Origin of the sequence: Janthinobacterium sp. RA13 (assembly GCF_000745325.1) — a bacterium.
GTDB lineage: Bacteria > Pseudomonadota > Gammaproteobacteria > Burkholderiales > Burkholderiaceae_D > Janthinobacterium > Janthinobacterium rivuli.
Genome location: NZ_JQNP01000001.1, coordinates 5,240,145 through 5,265,337, shown reverse-complemented (window position 1 = coordinate 5,265,337; position 25,193 = coordinate 5,240,145). Strand labels below are relative to the sequence as shown.

The following is a 25,193-nucleotide window of genomic DNA, read 5'->3' as shown; positions in this document are numbered from 1 at the left end:
AAGCGCGGCAACTGCGGCGATCTCCGTGGATAGCCGCGCAATGTTGCCAATCGAACAGTAAAGCATGAAGGGCCGGGCGCGCTCTGGTAGAATAGCCCGTAACACAGTGTCCGGCGCCGCCGGGCCTTAGGTCAGCACCCGCCACCACACATCCATGTTTAGTTTCTTCAAGAAAAAACCCATCGCTCCCGAGGCTGCGCCAGCCGAGCCCCTCGTCCTTCCCGCCGCCACGCCGCCTGCACCGCAGCCTGCCGCTGCGCCCCTGAGCGGCGCGCCGGCCGAGCTCGTGCCCGTGATCGTGGCCGCCGAACCCGAGAAAAAATCGTGGATGACGCGCCTGAAGGCGGGCCTGTCGAAAACCTCGAACACCTTGTCCGTGCTGTTTGTCGGCGCGAAGATCGACGACGCCCTGTACGAAGAGCTGGAAGCGGCCTTGCTGATGTCCGACGCCGGCATCGACGCCACGGAATTCCTGCTCACGGAATTGAAGAAAAAGGTCAAGGAAGACAAGCTGCTCGACGCGGCCGCCGTCAAGGCCGCCCTGAAAGTACTGCTGATCGACCTGCTCTCGCCGCTGGAAAAGCGCTTCGAGCTGGGCCGCCACAAACCGCTGGTGATGATGATTTCCGGCGTGAATGGCGCCGGCAAGACCACCACCATCGGCAAGCTGGCCAAGCACATGCAGTCGAACAACCAGTCCGTGCTGCTGGCTGCGGGCGACACCTTCCGCGCCGCCGCGCGCGAGCAGCTGATGGTCTGGGGCGAGCGCAACAACGTTACCGTGATTTCGCAGGAATCGGGCGACCCGGCCGCCGTGGCCTACGATTCCGTGCAATCGGCGAAAGCGCGCGGCATCGACGTGGTGATGGTCGACACGGCAGGACGCTTGCCGACGCAGTTGCACCTGATGGAAGAATTGAAGAAAATCAAGCGCGTGATCGGCAAAGGCATGGAAGGCGCGCCGCATGAAACCCTGCTCGTCATCGACGGCAACACGGGCCAGAACGCCCTCACGCAAGTGAAAGCGTTTGACGATGCGCTGCAGTTGAGCGGCCTGGTGATCACCAAGCTGGACGGTACGGCCAAGGGCGGCGTGCTGGCGGCGATTGCCCGCGTGCGTCCCGTGCCCGTGTATTTCATCGGCATCGGTGAGAAAATTGAAGACTTGCAGCCTTTCGTGGCTGCCGAATTTGTCGAAGCGCTGCTCGGATAAGCCCATACATGATTGAATTTCAGCACGTCTCCAAGCAATACTCCCCCGATGCCGTGGCGCTCAGCGACATTTCGCTCAGTATTGCCAAGGGCGAGCTGGTGTTCCTGGCCGGCCCGTCCGGCGCCGGCAAATCCACCTTGCTGAAAATGATCGCCGCCATGGAACGCCCCACGTCGGGCAAGCTGATCGTCAACGGCCAGGACATGGCGAAGATCAAGCCGGCCGGCGTGCCGTTTTTGCGCCGTAACATGGGCCTGATCTTCCAGCAGCAAAAATTATTGAACGACCGCTCCATCCTGGCCAACGTCATGCTGCCGCTGCTCGTCGTCGGCGCGCATAAAGTTGCCGCGGAACAGCGCGCGCGCGCCGCGCTCGACAAGGTGGGATTGCTGGACCGCGCCATGGCGCGTCCGCTGTCGCTGTCTGGCGGGGAGCAGCAGCGCGTGTCGATCGCGCGCGCCATCGTCAACCGGCCACAGATCATCCTGGCCGACGAACCGACGGCCAACCTGGACCGCGCCAGCGCCAACAAGGTGCTCGACGCCCTGAAAGCCTTCCACTCCGTGGGCGTGACTTGCCTCATTTCCAGCCATGACGAACAGATGCTCGACGCGGCCGCCCGCGTGATCCACCTGAAAAACGGCCAGCTGGTCGCCATCGACAAGGCCACGCAGGCGCCCGTCTTCGCGCCGCCCGATCCCGATTTCGCCCCTGGCCTGGACGACGGCGAAGGAGAACAGGCATGAGAGGCTGGTTCCGTCAACACCGCTTCGCGCTCGGTTCGGCGCTGATTCATTTGCGCAAATCGCCGGGCGGCTTTTTATTGAACGTCGTCGTCGTCGCCATCGCCCTGTCGCTGCCGTTCGCCGGCTTGACCATGCTCGACAATGTACGCCCGATGTCGGAACAGATGTCGGTCGACCCGGAAATCAGCGTCTTCCTGAAGATCGACACCCCGCGCGAGCAAGCCGTGGCGCTGGCCAGTTCCATGCGCAAGATCGTCGGCGAGCAAAAGGCGAAAATCGTCTTCATCCCCCGCGAACAGGCGCTCGACACCCTGAAAAACAAGAGCGGCCTGGCTGATGTGCTGAGCACCCTGGGCGACAATCCCTTGCCCGACAGCTATGTGCTGAAACTCGACGCCTTCAGCAGCGCCAGCGAAGCGCAGGACGTCGATGCCGTGGCGGAACAGTTGCGCCAGTTGCCAGGCGTGGAATCAGCGCAAGTCGATTCGGCCTGGGTCAAGCGCCTGGCGGCCCTGCTGGGCGTGCTGCGCCTGGTGCTGTTGCTGCTGGCCATTACTTTGGGCGTGGCCGTGATCGCTGTTGTCTTCAACACCATCCGCTTGCAAGTGATGCAGCAGCGCGATGAAATCAGCATCTCGAAACTGATCGGCGCCACCGACACCTTCATCCACCGCCCCTTCTATTACACAGGCGCCCTGCTGGGCCTGTGCGCCGGTGCGCTGGCCCTGGGCGCCGTGGCGCTGGCCTTGCAACCGCTCAATACCGCGATTGCCGAGTTTGCCCGCCTTTACGCGTCCGAATTCCAGCTGGTGCCGCTGGCGCCGCTGCCGATGGCCGGCTTGCTGGCCGTCAGCGCCGGCCTGGGCCTGATCGGCGCCTTCCTCTGCGTGCAGCGCCACCTGGCGCGCCTGAACTGACCTTCCCTCCCATGGCGGCGCTTCGGCACCGCCATGCGTCCCTGCACTGCTATCATCTTGATATTAAGCAAGTATTCTTAAGGTTCGCTTCAGCCAGAGGCCGTAGACTGATTACGTGTTCAAATCACTGTTCAGATGTATATCAAGCATTAAATCGCCATAGCATTTAGGCTATCAGGCCGATTAAATGTGCTGATTGGCACTCTCAAGCAGAGAGTGCTAATATAGGGACATACCAAAGGCAGAAGCGCCATGGACGCCAGATGAAGATGGTGCCGCGCTCTGCAAAGTGCAAGACCGAATACGCAAACAGACAACCGGACCACGTCGCGTGACGTGGCCAACTGGAACAAAGCAAGACTACGAGGGAGAAAACATGACTATGATGTCCGCAACGTCCGCATTGGTTCCGACCAAAAGTAATGCGCTGGGCCTCGGTTTCACTGGCAATCTGGGCAATATCGACGCCTATATTTCGGCCGTGAACCGCCTGCCCATGTTGACCCACGACGAAGAAATTTCGCTGGCGACACGCCTGCGTGAAAAAAATGACCTGGCCGCCGCGCAAGAACTGGTGCTGTCGCACCTGCGCCTGGTGGTTTCGATTGCCCGCGGCTACCTGGGCTATGGCTTGCCGCACGCCGACCTGATTCAGGAAGGTAATATCGGCTTGATGAAAGCCGTGAAACGTTTCGATCCGGACCAGGGCGTGCGCCTGGTGTCGTACGCCATGCACTGGGTGAAAGCCGAGATGCATGAATACATCCTGAAAAACTGGCGCCTGGTCAAGGTTGCGACGACGAAAGCGCAGCGCAAGCTGTTCTTCAACCTGCGCAGCCACAAGACGGGCCTGGACGCGATGACGCCGAAGCAGATCGATGCGCTGGCCAAGCTGCTCGACGTGAAGCGCGAAGAAGTGATCGAGATGGAAACGCGCTTGAGCGGCCGCGACATTGCGCTGGAATCGCCGACCGACGATGAAGACGACAAGTTTTCGCCGATCGCCTACCTGTCGTCGGAGCAAAGCGAGCCGACCAAGGTGCTGGAAGCGGAACAAGTGACGCGTTTGCAATCGGAAGGCCTGGAAACGGCCTTGAGCAAGCTCGACGCCCGTTCGCGCCGCATCATCGAAGCGCGCTGGCTGGCCAACGACGACGGTTCCGGCGCCACCCTGCACGCGCTGGCGGAAGAGTTCGGCGTATCGGCCGAGCGCATCCGCCAGATCGAAGTGGCGGCGCTGAAAAAAATGAAGGGCGCGCTGGCCGCCTGGGTGTAATCGAAAGCAATGCCGCAATGCAAAAGGCGCCGCAAGGCGCCTTTTAGTTTTACCACTGATATTTATCAACAGATAAACATTGTCAGCCCTTACGCTGCAGCCAGGCCCTTGACGAGGACTTCGGCAACCAATTCATTCAGATCCGCGCCGCGTTCCTTGGCCAGTGTCTGCAATTGCAAGACCAGATCGCTGTTCAGCTTGACGGCGAACGGCACCAGGCCCAGGGCCTGATCGCGCTTGCGCTGCTCGCGGCGGTCGACGACCACCGCTTCCTTACCGAATGCACCGGCGCCGGGAACATTCATCTTTCCCATCAGTTTCTTGGCATCGCTTTTGGCCAGGTCGGTTTTTTTCATGGTTGTTTCCTGATTTTCAAAACAGCCATTTTACGCAGTAATCGGCGCGCCGCGTGGCCGGCGCGTCAATTCATCGGCAGCACGCCAATAGTGCGCCTGAAAAATATCATTTTGTTACTATCATTTCATCCCGCGCGTGAACAAGCACGCCGGAACGCTCTACCTGAAAGGAAAAACATGCATTCTCTGACCCACTCTTATCGTAGCGTGCTGCGGCCCCTGTTCTTCGCCTGCCTGGCCGTGCTGGCCGGCTGCGGCGCGGCCGGCAGCGCCGGCGACGCGGAAAACACGCCGCGCAGCGTCACCCACGTGCTCTCGCCGGGCGAACAGGTCGCCATCACGGCCACCGATACCCTGAAACTCGAGCGCGTCAACGACAGCCGCTGCCGCAAGGGCGCCGTATGCGTGTGGAAAGGCTACGTCAGCTACAGTTTCAGTTTGCTCAACAGTGCAGGCGCCACCGACATCGTCCTGTCCGATTCCATGCCCGGCGCCGCCAGCTCCGTCACCGTCAACCACCTGACGTTTACCTTGCTCGACGTCGACCCGGCCACGCCGCCGGCCCTGAATGCGGCCGAGCCCACTTACCGGGTCAAGGTGAAAATCACGCAGGGCGCGCTGCCCCGCTAAACGCTGTGGCGCTGGCGGCTGTCGGCCGGCGCCTGTTCCCGGTCCAGCATGCCGTAATCGCGCACCACGGCGGCGATGCGCAGCCGGTAATCGTCAAACACGCCCTGCCTGCCGGCCGACTGCGCCGCGCGGTGCGCTTCCAGCTGCCGCCACCGCACCAGCGCCGCCTCGTCGCGAAAGAAGGATAGCGACAGCAATTTACCTGGCTCGCTCAGGCTGCTGAAGCGTTCGATGGAAATAAACCCATCCACTTCATCGAGCAAGGGCCGCAGGGACGCCGCCAGGTCCAGATAGTGCTGGCGCCCTTCGGCGCTGGGCCAGACTTCGAAAATCACGGCAATCATTTCATTTCTCCTGGGCTAAAGACAGGGATGCGGGCATTCAGCGACGGCAGGTAACGCCACGCCAGCGGCAGGCGTTGCAACGCATCGGTCCACGTCTGCAGGCAAGCCGTGGCGATGGTGTGCGCGATGGACTGGCCCGGACAACCGTGGCGGCCATGGCCAAAGCCCAACTCCGCATCGCCAGCGCTGGCCAGCACGACGACGATCATCTGCCCGGCCGGCACGCGCACGCCATGCAATTCCACGGCATCAGCCGTGTAGCGGCGCGTGTTGTGGATGGCCGGATCATTCCGGCTGACCTCGCGCAGCATGGCCGGCCATCGCTGGGGGGCGGCGCGCAGTGACGGCAGCAAGTCAGGCTGCGCGCGCAAAGCCACGATGGCATTGCCCAGCAAGCCGGCTGTGGCGTCGCAGGTCTGCGACAGCAAGCCCACGAGGTTGGCCAGCATGCCGCTCCCCATGGCATCGGTCTCGGCCACGATACTGGCCAGCAGGCTGCCGGGCCTCGCGTTGCCCTCGCGCAGCAAGTGGCCAAAACCTTGCAGCAGGGAATCGGCCGCCACTTGCGCGCCGGCCAGTTGTTTTCCATTGCTCAACGGCGACAGGCAAGCGACAAAATCTCGCGTCCAAACGGCCAGCGCCGGCCATTGCGCTGGCGCAAAGCCCAGCAAGTCCGCCATGGCGAACAGGGGCAGTTGAAAAATCGCATCGTTGAGCTGGGCGGCGCTGCCGGGAACATAATCACGGGCAAGATGCATCGCCCGCTCCTGCAGGCGCGCCAGATCCACCTGGCCCAGCGCGCGCGCCAGCACCTGTTTCGGCACGGCATGCCGCTCGCCATCGTTCATACGCACCAGTTCGGCAAAAATCGCGCCGCACGGCGTGCCAGCCAGAGTATCCGGTACAGGCTGTCCTGTCGGGCGCACGCGGCAAGCGGGATGCGCCAGCACGGCTTGCACGCCGGCCGCACCCGTCGCCAGCCAGCAGTCGAGTGAGGCCTGGAAACGCAGCGGCGGGCCATCCGCCAGGCGGCGATAGTAATCATATGGCGCCGCGTGGGTAACGGCGGCGAAAGGGTCGGCGGGGTCGATAACAAAGTCGGTGGACGGCATGCGCATTCCATTGCAGTGAGGGTGGGACACGAGTATGCTGGTCCTTCCACCACAACACTTCGCCCACGAACGAATCATGGATGACAAACTTCCCTCGGCCGACATGGGTCTGGCGCAACTGGCCGGCGCCATCGCCGAACCGGCCCGCGCGCGCATGCTGTGCAGCCTGCTCGACGGCCATGCGCGCACGGCCACGGAATTGGCCACGCTGGCCGAAGTGGGCGCCTCGACGGCCAGCGCCCATCTGAGCCGCTTGCGCGACGATGGTTTGCTGTCGATGGTGGCGCAGGGCAAGCACCGCTATTACCGCCTGGCCAGCACGGAGGTGGCGCGAGCGCTGGAAGCGCTGCTGGTGGTGGCCGGCGTGCCGGCGACGCCCTTTACGCCTTCCACGCCCGACCGCCTGCGCCATGCGCGCACCTGCTACGACCACATGGCCGGCACGGTGGCCGTCACCGTGCACGACCAGTTGCTCGCCCGAGGCTGGCTGCTCGATGATGGCGGTGGCGGAGAATATCGTTTGTCGGAAGCGGGCACGGCCGGCATGGCGGCGCTGGGCATCGACGTGCCGCAATTACACAAGCAGCGCCGCCGCTTCGCCTGTGCCTGCCTGGACTGGAGCGAGCGGCGTGCCCACCTGGGCGGCGCGCTGGGGGCCGCCATCTTGCAACTGGCCCTGCGCCAGCGCTGGGCCGAACGCGAACTCGACAGCCGCGCCCTGCGCCTCACGCCCGCCGGTGAACGGCGCCTGCTGGCCGCCTTTGGTGGTGGCTGAACGGCGCAGGCATTTTGTATCTCGGAAGCAACGAAAAAGATAAAAGTGTGCTTTTATCATTCTTTTCATTCATCATAGGCTGCGCCCTTGAGCGATCATTTTTTGGCCATGGAAAGAGTTCATCTTGAAAACAGTGTCATCCAGCACCTGCCATAACTGCAATACCGATGCGCCAGGCAACTTCTGCAGCGCCTGCGGCCAGACGACGACCCTGCACATGCCCAGCGCACGCGAATTCCTGCATGAATTCGTTGCCCATTATGTGGCGCTCGAAGGCAAGCTCTGGCGTACCCTGGCCCTGCTGCTGTTCCGTCCTGGCGCGCTGAGCAATGAATACATCGCGGGACGCCGCGTGCGCTACGTGGAACCGCTGCGCGTCTACCTGACCTTCAGCATCCTGTTCTTTGCCATCCTCAAGTTCAGCAGCCCCGACATGTTTCTCACCGTCCACGGCCAGCAAGCCCAGGCAAGCGCCCACGGCCCCCGTCAAACTCAGGAAAACAAACCATCACCTATACAGCTCAGCATCCTGGGCCAGACACCCACCCTGCCGCAGCAATGGCAAGACTTCGAGCAACTGCCCACGGCGGAGAAACAAAAACTCGTGGTGGACAGCTTTTACCATTACGCGCCGTACGCCATGTTTTGCCTGATGCCGCTGTTCGCCCTGTTCCTGAAAATCCTTTACCTGGGCAGCGGAAGGCGCTATGGCGAACATTTCCTGTTCGCCCTGCATGCGAATGCCTTCGCCTTCATCACGATGGCGCTGATGACCTTGATCCCCGTCAACATTATCCGCATCGCGCTCGGCGCCTGGCTGCTGGCCTATCTGCCCTGGGCCATGTGGCGCGTGTATCGAAGCGGCAAACTCGCCACCGTCTGCCGCTGGCTGGTATTGATGGCAGCCTACGGCATCGCCATGAGCCTGGCGATCCTGGCCTGCATCGCCATCGGCGTCATGCTGCGACATTAAGGGACGCGCCAGCGGCACCGTCTCGGGCTATCATCCTGCACGCTATCTTTTTTGGGATGCACGATGATTGCCTTCGAAGGCTTGTCCAAACAGTACGGCACGTTCGAGGCCGTCAAGCCGCTGACCTTGCAAGTGGGCAAAGGAGAAGTCTTCGGCTTCCTGGGCCCGAACGGGGCGGGAAAAACCACCACCATCCGCATGCTGATGGGCATCCTCGTGCCCAGCGCCGGCCGCGTGCTGGTCGATGGCTTCGATTGCCAGCGCGACGGCGCCGCCGTCAAGCGCAAGGTGGGTTACCTGCCAGACAATCCCATCTTTTACGATTATTTGCGCGGCCGTGAAATCCTGCAATTCGTGGCCGAAATGCATGGTTTTTCGCGCACGGAAGCGGCCGCCCGCGCCGCGCGCCTGCTGACGGAATTCGGGCTCGATGAAGCGAGCGAGGATTTCGCCGTCAATTATTCGCTGGGCATGAAGAAAAAACTGGGCCTGGCTTGCGCGCTGATACACGATCCGGCCGTGCTGATCCTCGATGAACCGATCAACGGCCTCGACCCGCGTGCCTCGCGCGACGTGCAGGAACGCTTGCTGCGCCGCGCCGCCGCCGGCACCACGATCTTCGTGTCCACGCATTTGCTCGATATGGCGCAAAAGCTGTGCAGCAGGGTCGCCATCATCCACCGTGGCACCCTGGTCGCCACAGGCAGCCTGGACGATATTCGCCAGCAACTGTCCAGCGATGGCAGCCTGGAAGAGCTCTTCTTGCAACTGACCGATGAAACCACATGACAACGGCGCCGCCCACCACCTGGCGCGCCGTCTGGCTGCTGACCCGCTTGCGCCTGCAGCGCCTGCTCAACGTCAGCGGCCGAGGCCTTTCCTTCAAGAAAAACAGTAAAAGCCGCCCCGCCACGCCGGGCAAGCGTGGCGGGCGCTGGCTGCTGGGCGCGCTGCTATTGCTGCCCATGCTGTTTTCCTTCGGCAGCATCGCCCGCCATAGCGTGCTGAACATGCATTGTTTGCTGGACCAGGTCGCCGCCTGCCAGGCGCGTGGCAGCCTGCACACGGGCAGCCACCTGCTCGACCCCGTCATCGCGCAGCTGATGGCCGCGCCCTTTAGCGCGGTGCTGACCGGCGGCCTGACCCTGCAGCTGGCGCTGCTGTGGCTGGTCAGCGTCCTGCTGCCGCTAGGCATGGGAGAACTGTCGAAGCCGGACTGGGACCTGGAATGGCTGGTCACCCTGCCCGTCGAGAAAAGCACCTTGCTGTGGGCGCGCGTGCTCGAACGCACGCTCGTCAATCCAGCCGGCTTGCTGGCCCTGTGGCCCGGCACGACCGTCATCGCCTGGTATTCGGGCCAGGGCTGGTTTTCGCCACTGTCCGGCCTGCTAGCCAGCCTCGTCCTGCTGGCCCTGGCCGCCATGCTGCGCACCCTCGTCGACACGGGCTTGCGCCTGTCGCTCACGCCATCCCGGCTGGGCAACCTGCAGGCGGTCATTTCCCTGGCGGGCCTGTTGCCCATGTATCTGGGCATGTCCTTCGGCATGGGCACGGGCGGCTTCGCGTATGCGTGGGCGGCCACCATGCCCGCCTGGAGCCACTGGACGCCGCCGGGCCTGCTGGTGCGCCTGCTCAACGCCGATGGTGTGGCAGCCTTGCTGCCCGCCGTCCTGCTGCTGGCGCAATCCCTGTGCTTGATGCTGCTGGGCATGGCCATCCTGCGCCGCCAGTTGCGCCACGGCGTCGTGGGCGCGGGCCAACGCGAAGCGGCGCGCAAGCGGGCTGCGGCGCCCCTGCCCACACGGCGATGGCGCCCGCGCCTCGGCACGGCGATCCAGCGGCGCGAACTGACGTTACTCTTGCGCGACCGTAATTTCCTCGTGCAAACCCTGCTGATGCCCTTGCTGATCCTTGGCGGACAAGCCGTGGTGACGGGCCAGGCGCACGACCTGCACGCGCTGCTGGATCATCCCGTGCTGCTGGCCTCCACCGGCTTTTTCCTCGGTACCTATGTACTGCTGATGTCCGCTTTCCAGACCCTCAACAAGGAAGGCGGCGCGCTGTGGCTGCTGTACACGTTTCCCCTTTCCATCGAGCAGGCGCTGCGGCAAAAGGCCCAGCTGTGGGCCGTGCTGGCCCTGCTGTACCCATTGGTCCTGTTCGGCGTGGCGCTGGTCTGGCTGCCCGCCTGGTCGTGGCAGACGGCGGGCCTGATGCTGCTGGCCCTGGCCGCCATCCCCCTGTATGCGCTGATCGCCGTGGCGCTGGGCGTATTTGCCAGCGATCCGCTGGCCACCGAAACAACGGCAAAGCTGCGTCCCATCTATACGTACCTGTATTTGCTGCTCACCGGCCTGTACATTGCCGCGCTGGCCGCCGGCAGCCTGGTGCAGCAACTGGTGTTTGTCGTGCTCACGTGCGCGCTGACCGCGGCCCTGTGGCAAAAGGCGCGCGACGCTCTGCCCTACCTGCTCGACTCCGCCGCCTCGCCGCCAGCGAGAGTAACGGCGGCGGACGGCCTGATCGCCGCCATGCTGTTTTTCATCTTGCAAACACTGGCCTTGATCCTGCTCAAAGCTAGCAATGCGGCGCCGCTGGCCATCGCCTTCGGCGCGGCCGGCGTGCTCACGTATGCGCCGCTACGCCTCGTCTACTGGCGCGCCAGGACGGCCGGCGTGCCGCGCATCGGACAGGGGCGCCAGCCATGGCGCCGGGGAGTCGCGGGCGCCTGTGCCGCGGCGCTGTTCGGCATCGCTTATGCGGCCCTGTTGCCGCCAAGCGCTTCAACATTGATGCAGATCAATAGCGACGGACTGTGGCTGTTGGCCGTAGGCGTGCTGGCCGCGCCCCTGTGCGAGGAATTCCTCTTCCGCGGCTTGCTGCAGGGAGGCTTGCGCCGCTCTCTGCCCGCCTGGCAAGCGATCGGTATCGCCGCCGCGCTGTTTGCCCTCGTGCATCCACCGGTCGCCATGCTGCCCGCCTTCGTGCTGGGCCTGTGCGCGGGCCATGCCTACGAGCGCAGCGGCGCGCTGCTGGCGCCCATGCTCGTGCACGGGCTCTACAACGCGGCCCTGCTCGGCTGCCAGCTGAATAGGTGATTGTTGCCGAGTTTGCTAGAATCGCACACGTTTCCGTCCGTATCCCAACCCCTGACTACGCACAGATCACGCATGAATCCACGCTTGTTCGTCCCATTTATCCTCGTTGCACTGTTGAGCGGCTGCACGGTACTCGCCCTGCGCCCCAACCGTGGCGTCGAAAACCGCACGTTTACCGTGCAGGAAACCCCGCGCCTGCGCATTGACGCGCCCAAGGCGCGCATCCAGAACCCGATGCCCAACGACCATTTCATCGGCATCGCCCTGTCCGGCGGGGGCAGCCGCGCCGCCAATTTCTCGGCCGCCTCGCTGGAGCAGCTGGAGCAGTTCGGCCTCGTCAGCGGCGCCTCGGCCATTTCCGGCGTGTCGGGCGGCGCCATCGCGGGCGGCTACTATGCGCTGCATGGCAAACAGACGGACTGGCCCTTGCTGCGCAGCAAACTGAAAACGGATTTCTTTGGCCAGACCATCTTGAAACCGGCCAACCTGACGACGATGTTGTTGACGAACAAGACGCGCACCTCGTTCCTGTCCGACGTGCTGGACGATGTGCTGTACGACAAGAAAACCTACCAGGACTTGCCGCACGACGGCCCCATCTTCCTGGCCAACGCGACGGACGCCACCGATGGCGGCAAGCGCGTGGTGTTTTCCTACGAGTATTTCTACAGCACCCTGCATTCGCCGATCCAGGATATTCGCCTGGCCACGGCCGTCGCCACCTCGGCCGCCTTTCCCGGCGTCTTCGATTCCGTCACCTTCGAACGTTTCCGTCCGAAAAACAGTTTCGTGCCGGAACTCGGTTCCGAGTCGCGCGAATCGCCGTCGTATGTCCACCTGTTTGACGGCGGCGCGGCCGACAACCTGGGCGTGGAAACCCTGTGGGACGTGGCCCTGACGCAGCTGTACGGCAACGACATGGCCGTCGTGCCGCCACGCCTGAACAGCAAGCCCTTCATCCTCATTTCCATCGACGCCAACGCGCCCAATTCCAGCGCCGTCTTTGAAAAGATGTCGGACGAGCGCCAGCCGCTGGACCGCATCTTCAACAAGAATATCTACGACGCCGTCGACGCCCTGTTCTCGCGCCAGCGCAAGGAAAACCTTGTCAAGATGGGCTTTGGGCAAGCCCGCTTCGATACCATCACACATGAAAACTTTGGCGACCTGAGCCAGAAATTCGTCAAGGGCAAGCGCACCTCGGCCTTTGCCATCCCCGTGCTGTGCCGCCCCCACCTGGGCCTGTACCGCTGCGAAGTCGATGCGGCCGATCCCTTGCCGGGCCAGATCCGCACGCGGCTGGAAGGCTTTGCCTGGCATATCTCCATCGACCAGATCGCCTCGCTGGCGCTGCGCCTGGCCAGCGAAGACGTGCACGTCGATGGTGCCCGCAAGGAAGAGCGGGCCGCCCTCGTCAAGCTGCAACGCCTGGCCACGCAAACGAAAACCCATCTGAAGCTGACGGGTCCGGAAAATTGCAGCCCGGAAGTCTTGCAATCGGCCCTGTACAGCGCCGCGCGCGTGCTGATCCTCGACGACGAGGAATCGCGCTTCGCCCTGTGCGACTACATGCTGGCGGGCCAGCTGATCAATGACGACACCGTCTGCAAGCAGCGCTATGTCCACGCCGTGCCCCGCTTTGCCATCGAAAGCGAAGATTTGCAGTACCGCAACCTGAGTTCGGACGGCAATTCCGTGAACGTGCCGATACGCTGCAAGAAGTGAGCGCCCACAAAAAAGCCCGCACGATCACTCGTGCAGGCTTTAGCGCAAGGATTCCAAGCGCCCGATTAACTTAAATCAACCGACTGCGCCTGCGCATGTAGCTGCGGCTTAACGCGCCTTCCAGTTCCTGCTCCGTTTTATGCTGGTTCACCGTGTACAGGGCCCACAGGGCCGCCGGCGCCCAGCCGATCACAGTGCACTGCAAGATCAAGGCGGCGGCACCGGCCAGCGGGCGCCCCAGCATGAAAAACGTGAGACACGGAAGTAGCAAGGCTATCAGCAATCGCATCACGACATACTCTCCTTCAATATAGAGCAGCGGACAAGGGCCGGTATCCGGTCCGTCCCCCGCCCGCTGCGTACTGCTCCTTATAGATGCACGGCGATTTGCGGCATCAGGTCGTCAAAAGTGCGACCGTTGCCGTTTTCTCCGATGGCGTGCATCTTCCATTCGCCGTTATGGCGGTACAGCTTGGCCATGATCTGTGCCGTGTGGGAACCTTGCACAGACAGGTTGAAACGCGCGACTTCCTGGTTATTGCTGGCATTCAAGATGCGGCAATAGGCGTTTTCTACCTGCGAGAAGTTCTGGCCAGTAAAGCTGTTGACGGTGAAAACCAGGCTTTTCACGTTCGCCGGCACTTTCGACAGATCGACATTGATCTGTTCGTCGTCGCCATCGCCCGCGCCCGTGCGGTTGTCGCCCGTGTGGACAATGCTGCCGTCCTTGCTTTTCAGCTGGCGGAACCAGACGATGTCGGACGTGCTCTTGTTTTCATCGAACATGACGCACGACGCATCCAGGTCGACGGCTTCCGTCTTCGAACCGAAACCGAGGAAACCCTTGGTCTTGGCCGCATCCCAGCCCAGGCCCATGGTGATACGGGTCAGGGTGGTACCAGCTTCTTTGTCCAGAGAAATCTTCTGGCCTTTGCTCAAATTGACAGACATACGCATAGCTCCTGTTAAGTGTTTACTGCTTGATTACGCCGGCTTGCTTTGGGTCCAGGCGAGGAAGGCCGCGCGGTTGCGCGAGCACACGAGGATTTTCCCCGTGCCTGAAAACTTCAGTACCATGCCCTCACCGCTGGTCTGGCTATTGATCAAATTGCCCAGAAAGCCGCCGCTGCTGCCGGTCGTCATGGAAATTTCGTATTGCAGGCGGTTGTCCCAGCACACAACGTGCGAGTTATCGATCACCACGTCCTTGCCAGGCGTCACTTCCAGTATCGACATCGCGCCAAAACCGGACACCGCCAACTGGCCGCTGCCTGCCGTCTCGGTAATGAAAAAACCACCGCTCTGGGCAAACAGCGCATTGCCAAGACTCTGCGTGCGCACCTTCAATTCCACGCCGGCACTGGCCGCCACGAAGGCGCCGTCGCTGATCATGTATTGTTCGGCGCCCACCTCGAGCACCCGCATCGCGCCGGGCAAGGTAGGCGACAGCAAACAATCGCCGTCGCCCCGCATGGCCTCGATATGCTGCTGAAAGAACGATTCCCCGTTGGCAAAGGTGCGCATCAGCGCGGCGCCTATGCCGCCCGTCATCTTGCCTTTCAGCTCAAGATTGGTTTCCATCATCACCATCGCATTGGATTCGCAATAAATCTTCTCGCCCTTGGCAAGCGACACATGCAGGAACGGGTCGACGTCCCCGGTAATACTAAAAACTGGCATCTGACGATTCCTTCCTCAACTCGGTAATGATGGGGGCGGTCCACACAGCGGACCGCCTTGACTGCTTACAACTTATACGCCGACGCCGAACGAGGCGGCGAGTGGGCCCAAGCCGCCCTTGTAGCCCTGGCCGATGGCCTTGAATTTCCAATCGGCGCCATTGCGGTAGATTTCACCGAAGACCATGGCCGTTTCCGCCGAACCGTCTTCCGACAGGTCGAAGCGGGCGATTTCCGTGTTGCCGTTGGCATTCACGCAGCGTACGTACGCCTTCGATACCATACCAAAGTTTTGCTTGCGCGCTTCGGCATCGTGAATCGTGACGCAGACGGCGATCTTGTCGATCTCGGCTGGCACCGTGGCCAGGTCGACGATGACGGTTTCATCATCGCCATCGCCAGCGCCGGTGGTGTTGTCGCCCGAGTGGGTGACGGAGCCGTCGCTCGACTTCAGGTTGTTGTAGAAAATCATGTCGACGTCGGCGCGAACCTTGCCGTCGGCCTTCAGCATGAAGATCGAACCGTCGATGTCGAACGCGGCGCCGTCGGTGGCGCGGGCATCCCAGCCCAGGCCGATGATCATCTTCGAAATGCCAGGGGCTTCTTTGCTCAGGTTGACGTTGCCGCCTTTTTGCAGACTGATTGCCATGATGTATTTCTCCTATGTGGGTTGTATATGACCAAACACCTGGCGTCCTCCACCGGCCTGACTCCCCAGGCCGGCGGCGACGCTTGCTACAACTTGCCGACAAACGGGTGTAGCGTTTGTCGCGCATTCTTTACACTGCCGTTGCCTTGACCGCTTCCAGCACTTCCGTCTTGTCTTCTTCGAGGGCCATCCTGCGCTTGTAGCGGATCGACGACCACAGCGAGGCGAGAATGAAGGCCACGCCGATCAGACCCGTGAAGATCTCGGGAATGTGGAACTTCATGCTGACCAACATGATCACGGCCAGGATACCGATCGCATAGTGCGCGCCGTGCTCCAGATAAACGAACTCGTCGAGCGTACCCTTGCGCACCAGGAACACCGTCATCGACCGCACGAACATCGCGCCGATTGCCAGACCCAGCATGATGATCACGACATCCTTGGTGATGGCAAACGCGCCGATCACGCCGTCAAAGCTGAACGAAGCGTCGAGCACTTCCAGGTACAGGAAGCCGCCAATACCGCCGCGCTTGATGATGTCGCCCATGTTGCCGTCGCCGTTATCGCCTTCCAGCAAGCCGCTGATCACATCGACGCCCACGTAGGTCAAAATACCCCACAGGCCGGCCGTCAGCACCACCAGTTTCTGGCCTTCTTCGATCATCGACAGGCTGACCATCAGGGTGCCCAGCGCGATCATCACGGAAATCGAGGAGATCTTGCCCAGCGCGCCCAGTTTTTCTTCAATACGGCCCAGCCAGTGGGTTTCTTTTTCCGAATCCAGCAGGAAGTTCAGGAACACCAGCAACAGGAAGATGCCGCCAAAAGCCGCCACTTCCGCATGGTGATTCGTCAGGTGCATCGAATACTGTTCCGGATTGCTCAGGGCCAGATTCCATACTTCCATCAAGCCCAGGTCCGCCGCTTGCGCCACGATGACCAGCGGGAACAGCAGACGCATGCCGAAGACGGCGATGATGATGCCGACGCCGAGGAACAGGTTCTGCCAGAACTTGTCCCAGTTCTTCAGCACCGAGGCATTGACCACCGCGTTGTCAAACGACAGCGAGACTTCCATCACGCCCAGGATCACCGCTATGCCCAATGCCGACAGCATGGTCGACACGCCACCGTGCGTGTAACCCCACCAGGCGGAAATGCCCAGGCAGATAAATGTCACTAGAAATGACACTCTGAAATGTTTCATCGATAGTTCCCCGTTATCCAAATTCAATGGAACGTAGTATAAGGACATGTGACACATTTAAAAATGGAAGATAATGGAAGTATTACTTCGCAAAAACAGAAGATAGAGGATGCAGCGATGAAAACCACGGGTTTCAATTACCGCCATTTGTACTTCTTTTGGGTGGTCGCCAAGGAAGGCGGCGTGACGCGCGCGGCCGAACGCCTGGGACTGGCCGTGCAAACCATCAGCACACAGCTGGCCCTGCTGGAAAAGGAACTGGGCAAGTCCCTGCTGCAGCCGCAGGGACGGCGCTTGGTGCCGACGGAAGCGGGCCGTCTGGCGCTCGGCTACGCGGACCAGATTTTCTTGCTGGGCGAACAGATGCAGGAAGCGCTGGCCGACACGGACGCGGAAAAGATGCGCCTGACGGTGGGCATTTCCGATTCCCTGCCGAAACTGATGGCCTACCGCATGCTTGACGCCACGCGCAGCCTGGACCAGCCCATCAAACTCGTGTGCCTGGAAGACGAGTTCGAATCCCTGCTGGCCGACCTGGCCCTGCACAAGCTGGACCTGGTCTTGACGGACCGCGCCGTGCCGGCCGGCGCCAGCTTGCGCGTGTCCAGCCACCTGTGGGGAGAGAGCGCCATGAAGCTGTTCGGCATCCCCGCGCTGGCGGAACAGTACCGCGACAACTTCCCGCACAGCCTGCACGGCGCCCCGTTTCTGCTACCGGCGCGCAACAACGCCTTGCGCGGGCGCATCGACGAATGGATGGTGCAGCAAGGCGTACGTCCCGACGTGGTCGGCGAATTCGAGGACAACGCCATGCTCAACGCGTTTGGCCGCAAGGGCCTGGGCCTGTTTTTCGCGTCCGCCAGCCTGGCGGCCGATATCGAGGAACAATTCGGCGCCGTGCTGGTCGGCGACGCCTCGTCCCTGCGCGAGCAGTTTTACGTCATTTCCAACGAGCGCAAGATCATGCATCCGGCACTCGACGTAATCCTGGCGGCCATCCAGGGGACGACAAAGATTCACAAGGAAACCTGATAAATCCATTCGAAAATAACGTTTGAATAATCAATCAAAAGCGATTGTAATAAAGCCTGAGACAAACACGCGCCCATCCCTCGCCGGCAGGGCGCGATCACCATAAAAAACAGGAGCGGCACCATGTCCACGGCAGGCAAGACGATCGATATTCCCGATCTCATCAATAACAACAAGATCGGCTCCTTCCAGATCGGCATGCTGATCCTGTGCGGGCTGTGCGTCATCATGGATGGCTTCGACGTGCAGGCGATGGGTTACGTGGCGCCCGCCATCATCGCCGACTGGCATGTGAGCAAGGCCAACCTGGGTCCCGTGTTTGGCGCTGGCCTGCTGGGCATGCTGGTCGGCTCGCTCGTTTTCAGCATCACGGCCGACAAGTTCGGCCGCCGTCCCGTGCTGATCGGCTCGACCATCTTCTTTTCCCTGTGCATGCTGGTCACGCCGCTGGCCACCACCATCGAGCAATTGCAGCTGATCCGTTTCATCACGGGACTGGGCCTCGGTGCCGTGATGCCGAACGCCATGGCGCTGGCCGGCGAATACAGCCCCCTGCGCAAGAAAGTTACCCTGATGATGCTGGTCTCGTGCGGCTTTACCCTGGGCGCCGTGCTGGGCGGATTATTGTCCGCCGCGCTGATTCCCGCCTTCGGCTGGCAATCCGTGTTTTACGTGGGCGGCGTGGTACCGCTGGTGATCGGCGTGCTGATGTTCTTCCTGCTGCCGGAATCGATGCAATTCCTGGTGCTGAAAAAACGCAAGCTGGACAAGGTCGCGCAGTGGCTCAAACGCATCGATCCTACCATCAACATCACGGCCGGCACGCAATACGTCGTGCATGAGAAGGAACACAAGGGCGCGCCCGTGCTGCAATTGTTTACGGGCGGCCGCGCCAAGATGACGGTTTTGTTGTGGGTCATCAACTTCATGAACTTGCTGAACCTGTATTTCCTGTCCAACTGGCTGCCGACCATTGCCAAGGAAGCGGGCTTGTCGACGGCGAACGCCGTGCTGGCCGGCACGGCCCTGCAAGTGGGCGGCACCATCGGTACCCTCGTCATGGGCCAGCTGATCGACCGCTCCAGCTTCCGCCGCATCCTGCTGCCGTGCTTCCTCGTTGCCGCCGTGGCCATTGCCCTGATCGGCCGTCCGGACGTGTCGCTGGCCTTCCTCTTCATCACGATCTTCATCGCCGGTTTTTGCGTGGTGGGCGGCCAGCCGGCCGTCAACGCCCTGGCGGCCAGCTACTATCCGACCACCCTGCGCTCGACGGGCATCGGCTGGAGCCTGGGCATCGGGCGCATCGGCTCCATCATCGGCCCCGTGCTCGGTGGCGAGCTGATCCGCCTGAACTGGCCCAACAGCACGATTTTCCTCGTCGTCGCCATCCCCGCCATCGTCTCGGCCGTCATGGTCTTTGCCATGCGCGGCGGGCCGCAAGCGGCCCCCGCCAAGGTAGCGGCCTGAGGCCGGCGCATCGCGCCGGTTCAAGCGTACGCCGTCACAAAGTTGCATGTTTTATACTCAAATACTCATCCATTTCAGTGTACCGACATGACCAACCTTGCCAATGACGGCGCCGCAAGCAGCCTTCTGGAAACAGCCTGGACCCAGCGCGAAGAAACACTCTACAAAACCCTGTTCGGGGACCTGGGTCCGGGCATCTATCCGCTCAGCATGTCCCTGTTTGAAGAGCTGTTCAACTGTACCGAAGTCGATCCGCGCTGGCTGCATATCGGCGTGTTCGAATGCCCGCCAACACCCACGCGGTCGCATTGGGCCTACGTGTCGTCGGGCCTGTCCAATCCATGGGACGACGAACCGGATAAGGATGAGGAATGGACGGGACTGGGCCGCGAACTGCTGCTGGAATGCCCGCAACAGTCGCCATGGGCGCTGGCGCTGGTGCGCAGGTTCGCCGCGTACCAGATGCTGCTGGCGGCTGGCCGCTTCGGCGACCAGGAACCGCTGGACGCCTGGGACCGCATGTCCGTTGGCGGCCCCATCGATGGCCAGCAGTCCGCGCTGACCGCCATCATCATGGTGCCCAGCGAACATTACCCGGAAGAATACCAATTGGTCTCGGGAAAATTTGCCTTCCTGCAGATTATCGGCCTCAGCGGCGCCGAGCTGGCGCATGGCCGCGCGCACGACTTCGGGGACTTGTTGCAGACGCTGGGCGAACAGGGCGCCGCGCCGCTGGTCGACGCAGCACGCCGCAGCATCGTGTAAAACCGCAGGGCCGATTTGCCGGAAATTAGGATACTGCGCCCTTCGTCGTTTAAGATGTCGTTTTACCAGCCCATCTTCTGCGCCCCCATGCACAATGTCTTGCTAGTCCTGCTCGCCCTCTTCCTGGTCGCGCTGAACGGTTTTTTTGTTGCCGCCGAGTTTGGCATCGTCACCTTGCGGCGCACGCGCATCCGCGCCATCGCCAAGACACAAGGGCTGCGGGGCCGCATCCTGGCCAAGGTGCATGGCCAGCTGGACGCCTACCTGTCCGCCTGCCAGCTGGGCATCACCCTGGCATCGCTGGGCCTGGGCTGGGTCGGCGAACCGGCGTTTGCCGGCTTGCTGGAGCCGCTGTTCGGCGCCATCGGCGTCACGTCGCAAGAGCTGATCCACGGAGTCTCCTTCGTCGTCGCCTTCAGCGTGATTTCCTTCCTGCACATCGTCGTGGGCGAACTGGCGCCCAAATCGATGGCCATCCGCAACCCGGAAGCCGTCGGCTTGTGGAGCGCGATTCCCCTGTACGGCTTTTACTGGGCCATGTATCCGGCCATCTACCTGCTCAACGCCAGCGCCAACTGGGTGCTGCGCATGGCGGGCCTGTCCGGCAAGGGCGGCCACGATGCCCACTATTCGTCCGAGGAACTGAAACTGATCCTGCGCACCAGCCAGCCGGGCGAAAAGTTTACGCGCGACGAGCGCAACATCCTGGCCCAGTCGCTGGATTTCGAGCAGATGACGGTGTCGGACCTGATGCGCCCGATCAATGAAGTGATCGCCCTGCACGCCTCGAACACGCTGGAAGAAAATCTCGACACGGTGCTGCGCAACCGCTTCAGCCGCTATCCGTATTTCGACATGAATGAAGACGACGTGCTGGGCGTCGTGCACTTGAAAGACCTGTTCTTTGCCCAGCAGGCAGGCAAACCGATCGCCTCGCTCACGCCATTTTTACGTCCCGTGGACATCATTTCCGCGCGTACGCCGGCATTGGAACTGTTCCGGCGCTTTCGCGACGGCGCGCCGCACTTCGCGCTGATCGGCGAAAAGGGCAAGCGCCCGCTGGGTTTCATCACGCTGGATAACTTGCTCGGCGCCATGGTCGGTGAAATCCGCGACGAATTCCGCCGCAATGAAAACGACTGGCTCAAGCAGAGCGACGGCACCCTGATCGGCAAGGCCAGCCTGCCCATCTTCTCGCTCGAACGCATCCTCGGCATCGATATCGAAAACGAGGAGCTGGGACTGGATGACGTGGAATCGGTGGGCGGCTTGATCATGGTCAAGCTCGGTGACATTCCGAAGCAGGGCCAGCGCATCACCTTTGTCGACTTCGACATCGTCGTCAAGAAGATGAACGGGCCCCGCATCGTGCTGATCAAGGTGATCCCCAAGCAGGAACGCGACCTCGATGCGGACTTACGCGATTAATCTTTTTTCAAGGTAATCGTATCTTTTCCCTGCGGCACGGTAGTCTCTCCCACCGTCCACGTTTGCAGCAAGCTGTACAGCACCGCCAGCAGGGTCGGGCCGATAAAAATGCCGACGAAGCCGAAGGCCAGCACACCGCCCAGCACGCCGAGCAGCACCAGCAAAAAAGGCAGGCTGCTGCCGCGGCTGATCAGCATGGGTTTCACGACGTTATCCACGCCGCTGATCAGCAGCGCGCCCCACACCAGCATGAAAATGCCCCAGCCCGTCTGGCCGTCGGTAAACAGCCAGATGGCGGCGCCGCCCCAGATCAGAGGCGGCCCGACAGGAATCAGCGAAAAGATGAAGGTGGCCACGCCCAAGAGCGCCACGGCCGGCACGCCGGCGATCAGAAAACCCACCACGGCCACCAGGGCTTGTGCCAGCGCCGTGCCCAGCAAGCCGTACATGACGCCGCGCACGGTACGGCTGATGGTCAGGCCCACGCCCGGCGCGCTGTCGCCGATGATGCGGCCGGCGCCCGTCATCAGGGCGCGGCTCAGCTGCTGGCCGTCGCGGTAGAGGAAGAAGCTCACGAACACGGCCAGGCTGGTCTGCGCCAGGCCCGTGCCCAGCAGGATGCCGCCGGAAGCGAGGAAGTGGCGCGCCGGTTCCAGCATGGTCTTGCCTAAATTGAGTAATTCCTCGCGGTCGGCGAGCAGGCGTTCCACGTAGCCGGCGATGGTTTCGCCCACCACGGGAATGCTGGCCAGCCAGGCCGGCGGGTGCAGGCCGCCCGATTCCAGCGCGGCGCGCAGCTGTTCATAGATGCGCGACACATTGTCGGCCAGGTTGTAGGTGACGAGGGCCAGCGGCAGCACGATGACGAGCAGCAGCGACAGGGTCATGATGGCGGCCGCCCAGTTGCGCCGGCCTTTCAGGCGTTCCAGCAGGAGGATGTACAAAGGCCAGCTGGAAATGCCCACGCAGGCGGCAAACAGCATGGCGGCGAGGAAGGGCCGCAAGACGAAAAAGCAGCCGATCAACAGAAAGATGATGGCTGCCAGGCGGGCGTGCGGCTCGAAACGTTTGTCCATGTACTGCATATCCTGAAGATGGCGCCCTGAGGCGCGACCGGGTCAGGATAGCAGAAGTTTAAGATCGTGCGCGATGGCGGCAGGCTTTTCGCCGTGGCGCACGAACAGGCGGATCTTGCCTTCGCGGTCGAACACATAGGTGCCGGCCGTGTGGTCGACCGTGTAGCTGCTGTCCGTCTCGCCCTCGACCTTGGCGTAATACACCTTGAATTCCTTGGCCACCTTGGCTGTCGCGGCCGCGTCGCCATACAGGCCGACGAAACGCTTGTCGAAGGCCGGCACATACTGCGCCAGCAATTGCTGCGTGTCGCGCTCGGGGTCGACGGTGACGAACAGCACTTGCACCTGCTCCGCCTGCGGACCCATTTCCTGCATCACCTGGGCCATGTCGGCCATGGTGGTGGGACACACGTCCGGACATTGCGTGTAGCCGAAGAACACCAGCACCAGCTTGCCCTTGTAGTCGGCCAGGGTGCGCGGGTGGCCCGTGTGGTCCGTCAGCGCGAACTCGCGCGCGTAGCCAAGGCCCGTCACGTCCGTGTTCTTGAAGGCCAGCTTGGGCGCGGCAGGCTTGCCGCAGCCGGCCAGGACGGCGACCAGCGCGGCCGCCAACAACAGAGTCAGGGTTTTTTTCATGTGCCGAGTGGAATGTAATGGTCGACCAGCAAAGCCGCGAACAGCAATGCCAGGTAGATGATGGAAAACGTAAAGGCTTTGCGCGCGATCAGGTCCGTGTAGTGGCGGTACATCTTCCACGCGTAGTACAGGAAGCCGGCGTTGAGCACCACGGCCGACGCCAGGTAGATCAGGCCGCTCATGCGCACGGCGTACGGCAGCAAGGTGGTGGCGGCCAGCGCGATCGAGTACAGCCAGACGTGAAATTGCGTGAATTGCATGCCGTGCGTGACGGGCAGCATGGGCAAGCCCGAGCGCGCGTAATCATCGCGGCGGTACATGGCCAGGGCCCAGAAATGCGGCGGCGTCCAGACAAAAATGATCAGCACCAGCAGCCACGCCTGCATCGGCACGTCGTTGGCGACGGCGGCCCAGCCCAGCGCGGGCGGCATGGCGCCGGACAGGCCGCCGATGACGATGTTTTGCGGCGTGGCGGGCTTGAGCACCATGGTGTAGATCAGCGCATAGCCGACAAAGGTGACAAAGGTCAGCCACATGGTCAGCGGATTGACGAGGTGATACAGGATCGCCATGCCCAGGCCGCCGATCACCAGCGCGAACACCACCGTCTGTTTCACCGTGATGTCGCCCATGGCCATCGGGCGGCGCGCCGTGCGGGCCATGCGCGCATCGATTTCGCGCTCGGCCAGGCAATTGACGGCAAACGCGGCGCCGGCCAGCAGCCAGATGCCGATGGTGCCGAACACCACCGCGTGCCAGTCAGGCAACTCCTCGCTGGCCAGGAACATGCCGATGACGGCGCAAAACACGGCCAGTTGCGTCACGCGGGGCTTGGTCAGCGCCCAATACTGGGCGATGCGGGGGGATGGTTTACGGCTGATGGTCTGAGTAGTCATTTATGCGGTACGGGAAGAACTGGCTTGTGCCGAGGGCACTGGCGCGGAGGCGCAAGCGCGCTTAACATTGCGCGCTACATCGAGTTGGAATTTAGCCTTGTAGTTTAACATGGTCAGCAATAACACGAGCAGCGCCGCCCCGCCGTTATGCATGACGGCAATCGACAAGGGCCAGCTCAGGTAAATCGTCGCCAGGCCCGTGGCCGCCTGCAGGGCCAGCACCAGCGCCACCCAGCGTGCCGTGCCGCGCAAGGACGGCAGCTTCCATGCGCGAAACACGGTATAGCTGATGCCGGCCGCCACAATGAAGGCGAAATTGCGGTGCACCCAGTGGATGGCCGTCAGCGCGGAAAACGGCAAGTAGTGGCCGGCGGCCGTCTTGCCCAGCTCGCGCCACAGATGGAAACCATGCTCGAAATCCATCTCCGGAATCACCTTGCCGCCGCACAGGGGGAAATCCGTGCAAGCCAGGGTGGCGTAGTTGGTACTCACCCAGCCACCCAGCGCGATCTGCACGGTCAACAGCACGAGCGAAAAGATGGCCAGCGCGCGCACGGGGCGCAGCACGGACTCTTCCGCATCGGCGCGCAGCACGGGTTTGACGGCATGGTCCTGGCGCCCGCCCAGCCACGTCAGCATGGCCAGCAAGCCCATGCCCAGCAACAAGTGGATGGTGACGATCACCGGCTGCAGTTTCAGGGTGACGGTCCAGGCGCCGAACGCGCCCTGCAGGCAGACGAACAGAAACAGCGCCGTCGGCAGCGCCGGGGCGAATTCTTCGCGTTTGTTTTTCCTCCACTGGCGCCACGCCTGCACCATCATCGCCACGATCAAGACGCCGATGGCCATGGCCAGGTAGCGGTGCGTCATTTCGATCCATGCTTTCACCACCGTCACGGGGCCCGTCGGCATCAGGGTTTCCGCCGCCACGATATGCTCGTGCGCAAGGAAAGGATTGGCAGAACCATAGCAGCCGGGCCAGTCAGGACAGCCGAGGCCGGAATCGGACAGGCGCGTAAAGCCGCCAAACATGATCAGGTCGACCGTCAAAAAGACGGCGATCCACACGAGCTTGCGGTATTTATTGGCGTCCGCAGACACCCAGACCATGGTCAGCGGCAGCAGCGCCACCAGCAGACCCGTCAAGCCCAGCTGGGCCAGCGCGGAGAGATGCATCGTCGGCATGCAGA

Annotated in this window: 26 protein-coding genes; 14 read left to right on the top strand and 12 right to left on the bottom strand. The window is 62.2% G+C overall.

From position 1 onward, the window contains the following. The first annotated feature begins 154 nt into the window (after positions 1 to 154). From ftsY to rpoH, 4 genes are all read left to right on the top strand, one after another. On the top strand, positions 155 to 1,213 hold the full coding sequence (gene ftsY / locus FG13_RS23365; RefSeq protein WP_035824796.1) for a signal recognition particle-docking protein FtsY: 1,059 nt from the start codon (positions 155 to 157) through the stop codon (positions 1,211 to 1,213). A gap of 8 nt (positions 1,214 to 1,221) precedes the next feature. Beyond that, complete coding sequence (locus tag FG13_RS23360) at positions 1,222 to 1,959, top strand: cell division ATP-binding protein FtsE (protein ID WP_035824790.1); 738 nt, start codon at positions 1,222 to 1,224, stop codon at positions 1,957 to 1,959. Next, positions 1,956 to 2,876, top strand: coding sequence for a permease-like cell division protein FtsX (gene ftsX / locus FG13_RS23355; protein WP_035824786.1), 921 nt, complete (start codon positions 1,956 to 1,958; stop codon positions 2,874 to 2,876). Before FG13_RS23360 ends, ftsX begins: the two co-directional genes overlap by 4 nt. Before the next feature lie 382 nt (positions 2,877 to 3,258). Beyond that, positions 3,259 to 4,152 (top strand): RNA polymerase sigma factor RpoH, encoded by an 894-nt coding sequence (gene rpoH, locus FG13_RS23350; protein WP_035824784.1) that lies wholly within the window; start codon positions 3,259 to 3,261, stop codon positions 4,150 to 4,152. Between the two features lie 89 nt (positions 4,153 to 4,241). Here the strand turns inward: rpoH and FG13_RS23345 are convergent, their stop codons facing one another. After that, a complete protein-coding gene (locus FG13_RS23345; RefSeq protein ID WP_034748940.1) occupies positions 4,242 to 4,508 on the bottom strand; it encodes a hypothetical protein in 267 nt (88 codons plus the stop codon). Positions 4,509 to 4,685: 177 nt separating this feature from the next. On the opposite strand from FG13_RS23345, the gene FG13_RS23340 reads away from it, so the two are divergent. Then, positions 4,686 to 5,138, top strand: a complete 453-nt coding sequence (locus FG13_RS23340) for a hypothetical protein (protein ID WP_035824781.1) — start codon at positions 4,686 to 4,688, stop codon at positions 5,136 to 5,138. Here the strand turns inward: FG13_RS23340 and FG13_RS23335 are convergent. Both FG13_RS23335 and FG13_RS23330 read right to left on the bottom strand, forming a co-directional pair. Further along, positions 5,135 to 5,482: an antibiotic biosynthesis monooxygenase family protein gene (locus FG13_RS23335; protein WP_035824779.1), complete on the bottom strand. Its 348-nt coding sequence runs from the start codon at positions 5,480 to 5,482 to the stop codon at positions 5,135 to 5,137. The two genes, FG13_RS23340 and FG13_RS23335, sit on opposite strands and share 4 nt — an antisense overlap. Further along, complete coding sequence (locus FG13_RS23330) at positions 5,479 to 6,594, bottom strand: cytochrome P450 (RefSeq protein ID WP_035828642.1); 1,116 nt, start codon at positions 6,592 to 6,594, stop codon at positions 5,479 to 5,481. Before FG13_RS23330 ends, FG13_RS23335 begins: the two co-directional genes overlap by 4 nt. A gap of 76 nt (positions 6,595 to 6,670) precedes the next feature. Here FG13_RS23330 and FG13_RS23325 point away from each other — a divergent pair, with 76 nt between their 5' ends. The 5 genes from FG13_RS23325 to FG13_RS23305 all read left to right on the top strand — a co-directional run bounded on the left by FG13_RS23325 (position 6,671) and on the right by FG13_RS23305 (position 13,165). Continuing rightward, positions 6,671 to 7,369, top strand: a complete 699-nt coding sequence (locus FG13_RS23325; RefSeq protein WP_035824777.1) for an ArsR/SmtB family transcription factor — start codon at positions 6,671 to 6,673, stop codon at positions 7,367 to 7,369. 133 nt (positions 7,370 to 7,502) lie between these two features. Continuing rightward, a complete protein-coding gene (locus FG13_RS23320; RefSeq protein WP_235211855.1) occupies positions 7,503 to 8,342 on the top strand; it encodes a DUF3667 domain-containing protein in 840 nt (279 codons plus the stop codon). A 63-nt stretch (positions 8,343 to 8,405) separates the two neighbouring features. Then, on the top strand, positions 8,406 to 9,131 hold the full coding sequence (locus FG13_RS23315; RefSeq protein ID WP_035824773.1) for an ABC transporter ATP-binding protein: 726 nt from the start codon (positions 8,406 to 8,408) through the stop codon (positions 9,129 to 9,131). Beyond that, the gene (locus FG13_RS23310; protein WP_035824772.1) at positions 9,128 to 11,440 is read left to right on the top strand and encodes a type II CAAX endopeptidase family protein; all 2,313 of its coding nucleotides are present in this window, start codon (positions 9,128 to 9,130) and stop codon (positions 11,438 to 11,440) included. Before FG13_RS23315 ends, FG13_RS23310 begins: the two co-directional genes overlap by 4 nt. Positions 11,441 to 11,512: 72 nt before the next feature. Beyond that, on the top strand, positions 11,513 to 13,165 hold the full coding sequence (locus FG13_RS23305; RefSeq protein WP_081922688.1) for a patatin-like phospholipase family protein: 1,653 nt from the start codon (positions 11,513 to 11,515) through the stop codon (positions 13,163 to 13,165). A 70-nt stretch (positions 13,166 to 13,235) separates the two neighbouring features. On the opposite strand, the gene FG13_RS23300 is transcribed toward FG13_RS23305, so the two are convergent. The 5 genes from FG13_RS23300 to FG13_RS23280 form a co-directional block, all read right to left on the bottom strand. Next, the gene (locus FG13_RS23300; RefSeq protein ID WP_034784905.1) at positions 13,236 to 13,454 is read right to left on the bottom strand and encodes a hypothetical protein; all 219 of its coding nucleotides are present in this window, start codon (positions 13,452 to 13,454) and stop codon (positions 13,236 to 13,238) included. A gap of 80 nt (positions 13,455 to 13,534) precedes the next feature. Then, the gene (locus FG13_RS23295) at positions 13,535 to 14,116 is read right to left on the bottom strand and encodes a TerD family protein (RefSeq protein ID WP_035824768.1); all 582 of its coding nucleotides are present in this window, start codon (positions 14,114 to 14,116) and stop codon (positions 13,535 to 13,537) included. A gap of 33 nt (positions 14,117 to 14,149) precedes the next feature. Continuing rightward, positions 14,150 to 14,845 carry a TIGR00266 family protein gene (locus tag FG13_RS23290; protein WP_035824765.1) on the bottom strand — a complete coding sequence of 232 codons (696 nt, stop codon included), beginning with the start codon at positions 14,843 to 14,845 and terminating at the stop codon, positions 14,150 to 14,152. 72 nt (positions 14,846 to 14,917) lie between these two features. Continuing rightward, positions 14,918 to 15,493: a TerD family protein gene (locus FG13_RS23285; RefSeq protein WP_035824762.1), complete on the bottom strand. Its 576-nt coding sequence runs from the start codon at positions 15,491 to 15,493 to the stop codon at positions 14,918 to 14,920. Between the two features lie 130 nt (positions 15,494 to 15,623). Further along, positions 15,624 to 16,703 carry a DUF475 domain-containing protein gene (locus FG13_RS23280; protein ID WP_035824759.1) on the bottom strand — a complete coding sequence of 360 codons (1,080 nt, stop codon included), beginning with the start codon at positions 16,701 to 16,703 and terminating at the stop codon, positions 15,624 to 15,626. Between the two features lie 117 nt (positions 16,704 to 16,820). Here FG13_RS23280 and nhaR point away from each other — a divergent pair, with 117 nt between their 5' ends. The 4 genes from nhaR (at position 16,821) to FG13_RS23260 (ending at position 21,395) form a co-directional block, all read left to right on the top strand. Then, entirely contained in the window at positions 16,821 to 17,735 is a 915-nt protein-coding gene (gene nhaR, locus FG13_RS23275; RefSeq protein WP_035824756.1) for a transcriptional activator NhaR, read from the top strand. Between the two features lie 123 nt (positions 17,736 to 17,858). Next, complete coding sequence (locus tag FG13_RS23270) at positions 17,859 to 19,202, top strand: MFS transporter (protein WP_035824754.1); 1,344 nt, start codon at positions 17,859 to 17,861, stop codon at positions 19,200 to 19,202. Positions 19,203 to 19,289: 87 nt separating this feature from the next. Continuing rightward, positions 19,290 to 19,967, top strand: a complete 678-nt coding sequence (locus FG13_RS23265; RefSeq protein ID WP_035824752.1) for a suppressor of fused domain protein — start codon at positions 19,290 to 19,292, stop codon at positions 19,965 to 19,967. A gap of 87 nt (positions 19,968 to 20,054) precedes the next feature. Next, the gene (locus tag FG13_RS23260) at positions 20,055 to 21,395 is read left to right on the top strand and encodes a hemolysin family protein (RefSeq protein ID WP_035828641.1); all 1,341 of its coding nucleotides are present in this window, start codon (positions 20,055 to 20,057) and stop codon (positions 21,393 to 21,395) included. Here FG13_RS23260 and FG13_RS23255 read toward each other — a convergent pair. Genes FG13_RS23255 through FG13_RS23240 form a run of 4 tightly spaced genes read right to left on the bottom strand, consistent with a single transcriptional unit; the run spans position 21,392 to position 25,179 of the window. Further along, the gene (locus FG13_RS23255) at positions 21,392 to 22,471 is read right to left on the bottom strand and encodes an AI-2E family transporter (RefSeq protein ID WP_035824750.1); all 1,080 of its coding nucleotides are present in this window, start codon (positions 22,469 to 22,471) and stop codon (positions 21,392 to 21,394) included. The two genes, FG13_RS23260 and FG13_RS23255, sit on opposite strands and share 4 nt — an antisense overlap. Before the next feature lie 42 nt (positions 22,472 to 22,513). Beyond that, positions 22,514 to 23,107, bottom strand: a complete 594-nt coding sequence (locus FG13_RS23250) for an SCO family protein (RefSeq protein ID WP_035824747.1) — start codon at positions 23,105 to 23,107, stop codon at positions 22,514 to 22,516. Further along, on the bottom strand, positions 23,104 to 24,003 hold the full coding sequence (gene cyoE / locus FG13_RS23245; protein WP_035824745.1) for a heme o synthase: 900 nt from the start codon (positions 24,001 to 24,003) through the stop codon (positions 23,104 to 23,106). The genes FG13_RS23250 and cyoE overlap by 4 nt, the downstream gene beginning before the upstream one ends. After that, the gene (locus FG13_RS23240; RefSeq protein WP_035828640.1) at positions 24,004 to 25,179 is read right to left on the bottom strand and encodes a COX15/CtaA family protein; all 1,176 of its coding nucleotides are present in this window, start codon (positions 25,177 to 25,179) and stop codon (positions 24,004 to 24,006) included. Positions 25,180 to 25,193 lie beyond the last annotated feature (14 nt).

Excerpts from the sequence above, each read along its gene's own strand:
- FG13_RS23295 (WP_035824768.1), bottom strand. The coding sequence starts at position 14,116 with ATGTCTGTCAATTTGAGCAAAGGCCAGAAGATTTCTCTGGACAAAGAA.
- FG13_RS23335 (WP_035824779.1), bottom strand. The coding sequence starts at position 5,482 with ATGATTGCCGTGATTTTCGAAGTCTGGCCCAGCGCCGAAGGGCGCCAG.
- FG13_RS23360 (WP_035824790.1), top strand. The coding sequence starts at position 1,222 with ATGATTGAATTTCAGCACGTCTCCAAGCAATACTCCCCCGATGCCGTG.
- cyoE (WP_035824745.1), bottom strand. The coding sequence starts at position 24,003 with ATGACTACTCAGACCATCAGCCGTAAACCATCCCCCCGCATCGCCCAG.
- FG13_RS23325 (WP_035824777.1), top strand. The coding sequence starts at position 6,671 with ATGGATGACAAACTTCCCTCGGCCGACATGGGTCTGGCGCAACTGGCC.
- FG13_RS23260 (WP_035828641.1), top strand. The coding sequence starts at position 20,055 with ATGCACAATGTCTTGCTAGTCCTGCTCGCCCTCTTCCTGGTCGCGCTG.
- FG13_RS23270 (WP_035824754.1), top strand. The coding sequence starts at position 17,859 with ATGTCCACGGCAGGCAAGACGATCGATATTCCCGATCTCATCAATAAC.
- FG13_RS23265 (WP_035824752.1), top strand. The coding sequence starts at position 19,290 with ATGACCAACCTTGCCAATGACGGCGCCGCAAGCAGCCTTCTGGAAACA.
- FG13_RS23250 (WP_035824747.1), bottom strand. The coding sequence starts at position 23,107 with ATGAAAAAAACCCTGACTCTGTTGTTGGCGGCCGCGCTGGTCGCCGTC.
- FG13_RS23290 (WP_035824765.1), bottom strand. The coding sequence starts at position 14,845 with ATGCCAGTTTTTAGTATTACCGGGGACGTCGACCCGTTCCTGCATGTG.
- ftsY (WP_035824796.1), top strand. The coding sequence starts at position 155 with ATGTTTAGTTTCTTCAAGAAAAAACCCATCGCTCCCGAGGCTGCGCCA.
- FG13_RS23340 (WP_035824781.1), top strand. The coding sequence starts at position 4,686 with ATGCATTCTCTGACCCACTCTTATCGTAGCGTGCTGCGGCCCCTGTTC.
- FG13_RS23255 (WP_035824750.1), bottom strand. The coding sequence starts at position 22,471 with ATGGACAAACGTTTCGAGCCGCACGCCCGCCTGGCAGCCATCATCTTT.
- FG13_RS23310 (WP_035824772.1), top strand. The coding sequence starts at position 9,128 with ATGACAACGGCGCCGCCCACCACCTGGCGCGCCGTCTGGCTGCTGACC.
- FG13_RS23285 (WP_035824762.1), bottom strand. The coding sequence starts at position 15,493 with ATGGCAATCAGTCTGCAAAAAGGCGGCAACGTCAACCTGAGCAAAGAA.
- rpoH (WP_035824784.1), top strand. The coding sequence starts at position 3,259 with ATGATGTCCGCAACGTCCGCATTGGTTCCGACCAAAAGTAATGCGCTG.
- FG13_RS23345 (WP_034748940.1), bottom strand. The coding sequence starts at position 4,508 with ATGAAAAAAACCGACCTGGCCAAAAGCGATGCCAAGAAACTGATGGGA.
- FG13_RS23305 (WP_081922688.1), top strand. The coding sequence starts at position 11,513 with ATGAATCCACGCTTGTTCGTCCCATTTATCCTCGTTGCACTGTTGAGC.
- FG13_RS23280 (WP_035824759.1), bottom strand. The coding sequence starts at position 16,703 with ATGAAACATTTCAGAGTGTCATTTCTAGTGACATTTATCTGCCTGGGC.
- FG13_RS23330 (WP_035828642.1), bottom strand. The coding sequence starts at position 6,594 with ATGCCGTCCACCGACTTTGTTATCGACCCCGCCGACCCTTTCGCCGCC.
- nhaR (WP_035824756.1), top strand. The coding sequence starts at position 16,821 with ATGAAAACCACGGGTTTCAATTACCGCCATTTGTACTTCTTTTGGGTG.
- FG13_RS23315 (WP_035824773.1), top strand. The coding sequence starts at position 8,406 with ATGATTGCCTTCGAAGGCTTGTCCAAACAGTACGGCACGTTCGAGGCC.
- FG13_RS23240 (WP_035828640.1), bottom strand. The coding sequence starts at position 25,179 with ATGCATCTCTCCGCGCTGGCCCAGCTGGGCTTGACGGGTCTGCTGGTG.
- ftsX (WP_035824786.1), top strand. The coding sequence starts at position 1,956 with ATGAGAGGCTGGTTCCGTCAACACCGCTTCGCGCTCGGTTCGGCGCTG.
- FG13_RS23300 (WP_034784905.1), bottom strand. The coding sequence starts at position 13,454 with ATGCGATTGCTGATAGCCTTGCTACTTCCGTGTCTCACGTTTTTCATG.